Source organism: Rhodoblastus sp., assembly GCF_041915505.1.
Taxonomy (GTDB): domain Bacteria; phylum Pseudomonadota; class Alphaproteobacteria; order Rhizobiales; family Beijerinckiaceae; genus Rhodoblastus.
The window spans coordinates 1-2524 of the sequence record NZ_JAYSBG010000448.1 but is presented as its reverse complement, the minus strand read 5'-3'; the positions used below and the strand labels follow the sequence as shown (position 1 = coordinate 2524).

The window sequence follows — 2524 nt, the reverse complement described above, 5'->3', positions numbered from 1 at the left end:
GCTGGCGTCAGCGTGTCAATCGGCGCGCAAATTTGACCCCCGATCGGCGTCCAAAATTGACCCCTCTGGCGGCGTAGGATTCCAATCGAGCGCGCGCGCCGGCGCAGCTGGTTGGGATTGCGCAGCCGGCGCGTGCGCGGCGGCGTGAGGCTCGGGTTTTAGGCAGGCTTCAGGCGCGGTTCTTGAAGCGCCAGCTTTCGTTGCCGGTTTCGACGATGTCGCAATGATGCGTGAGCCGATCGAGCAGCGCGGTCGTCATCTTGGCGTCGCCGAAGACGGATGGCCATTCTCCGAAGGCGAGGTTGGTCGTGACGATGATCGAGGTGCGCTCGTAAAGCCGGCTGATCAGATGGAACAGCAGCTGGCCGCCGGATTGGGCGAAAGGCAGATAGCCGAGTTCGTCGAGAACGATGAAGTCGAGCCGCGTCAGATAATCGGCGAGGCGGCCCTGACGCCCGGCGCGGGTCTCGGCTTCGAGCTTGTTGACGAGATCGACGGTGTTGAAGAACCGGCCGCGTTTTGCTGTGCGGATGCAATTGCGCGCGATGGCGATGGCCAGATGCGTCTTGCCCGTGCCGGTTCCGCCAATGAGGACGACATTGCGCTGCATTTCGATGAAGCCGCCGTTGGCGAGATCGCGCACCAGCCTTTCGTTGATCGGCGTCCCGTCAAAGGCGAAGTCTTCGAGGTCCTTGGCGAGCGGCAGTTTGGCGGTCGTCATCTGGTATTTGATCGAGCGCGCGTGTTTTTCGGCGATCTCGGCTTGCAGCAACTCGCCGACAATGCGCGGCGGCTCATGCTGGCGCTTGAGGCCGTTGGCCATGACCTCGTCATAGGCGGCCTTCATGCCGAAGAGCTTCAGTTCGTTCATGCGATCAAAGATCTGGGTTCTTTCCATCGGCCTATCCTCCTCTGATGCTGTCGTAGCGGGCGCAATCGGCGACCGGCGCGTGCTGGAGCTTCAGCCCTTCCGGAGTCTGGATCGATGGGACCGGTCCGGGATCGCGGCGGCGGGCGAGAATGTTGAGGATCACGTCGGCGGAATGGACGCTGTGCCCGAGCGCCTCGGCGCAGGCCGCCTCGACCGCCGGCAGGCCGTCCGTCAGCACGGCCGCGAGGATCTCGACCATCTGGCGCGCGCCGTCGTCGGTCGCGGCGAGTTTGCGCCGAACGCGCTCCATGGCGGCGGGCAGCACCCAATCCTTGAATGGCGCTCCATTGCGCAGAGCCCCGGGTTTTCGGGCCAGGACTGGCACGTAATGCCAGGGATCGAAGATGGTCTCGGCGCGTCCGAACGCGCGGCGATGCTCGCCGACCACGCGCCCGTTCTGGCGAATGACGATGCGGTCGGCATAGGCATGAACATCGACCGGACGCCCGACCGCGCTCGCGTTGACGGAGTATTTGTTGCTGTCGAAGCGCACCAGGCAGGTTTTTGAGACCGACGCTGGCACAGCGTGGAATCCATCGAACGGACCGGCATAAGGCACAAGCTTGGGCCGCTCCTCCTCGAAGGATTCCCAGACGGTCTTGTCGGCGAACTCGGGATGACGATGCGCCTTGGCGTAGGCGACGCATCGGTCGACCAGCCAGGCGTTCAGGTCGTCGTAGGTTTTGAACCTCAGCCGCGGCGTAAAGAAGCGCTCGCGCACGAGGCCGACCTGGTTTTCGACCTGACCCTTTTCCCAGCCGGAGGCCGGCGTGCACGCGACCGGATCGACCAGATAATGCGCGCACATCTGCTGGAAGCGCCGGTTGTAAAGCCGGTCCTTGCCGATAAAGACGGTCTCCACCGCCGTCTTCATGTTGTCGTAGATGCCGCGCGCGCAGACGCCCTTGAAGAAGGCGAACGCCCGGTCATGGGCGTCAAACACCATCTCCTGCGTCTCGCGCGGATAGGCGCGCACGAACATCATCCGGCTGTGACAGAGGCGGACGTGGGCGACTTTGAGCGTCACCGTGGCCCCGCTCAGCACGACGACTTCCTGGCTCCAGTCGAACTGGTAGGCTTCTCCGGGCGCGAAGGTCAGCGGCACGAAAGCGTCCGCCGTCACAGCCGATCGTTCCCTGCTCCAGCCCTTCGCATAGCGCCGAACGGCGTCATAGCCGCCTTCGTAGCCGAGATCGCGCAACGTCTCGAAGACCCGGATCAGCGTCAGACGCTCGCGCGATGGCTTCTCCGCATTCACCGCCAGCAAACGATCGAGATCGGCGCTCCAGCGACCGAGTTTGGGCCGCGGCTGAACGTCGCGCTCATATTCGAACGACGTCTCGCCGGAACGCAGCACCTTGCGCACCGTATTGCGGGAAATCTTCAGGTCCCGAACGATCTCCTTGATCGTCTTGCCTTTGACAAAATGCTCGCGCCGGATCCGGCCAATTGTCTCCACAATCAACATCCCCGACCGCCCGATTGCTGCTGCAAAGCGGACAGCCCATCAGGCCAATGCCAAGGGGGTCAATTTTGGACGCCGATCCCCCGTTCTAGGGGGTCATTTTTGCAAGCCGGATAACAACCTGCGCG

At 63.3% G+C, this 2524-nt stretch carries 2 protein-coding genes; both read right to left on the bottom strand.

Translation table 11 applies throughout. The annotated features are described in order from the left end of the window. Positions 1-169: 169 nt before the first annotated feature. Positions 170-898, bottom strand: coding sequence for an IS21-like element helper ATPase IstB (istB, locus tag ACE3S9_RS18410; RefSeq protein WP_374547926.1), 729 nt, complete (start codon positions 896-898; stop codon positions 170-172). A 4-nt stretch (positions 899-902) separates the two neighbouring features. After that, positions 903-2399: an IS21 family transposase gene (istA, locus tag ACE3S9_RS18405; protein ID WP_374547925.1), complete on the bottom strand. Its 1497-nt coding sequence runs from the start codon at positions 2397-2399 to the stop codon at positions 903-905. Positions 2400-2524: the final 125 nt, after the last annotated feature.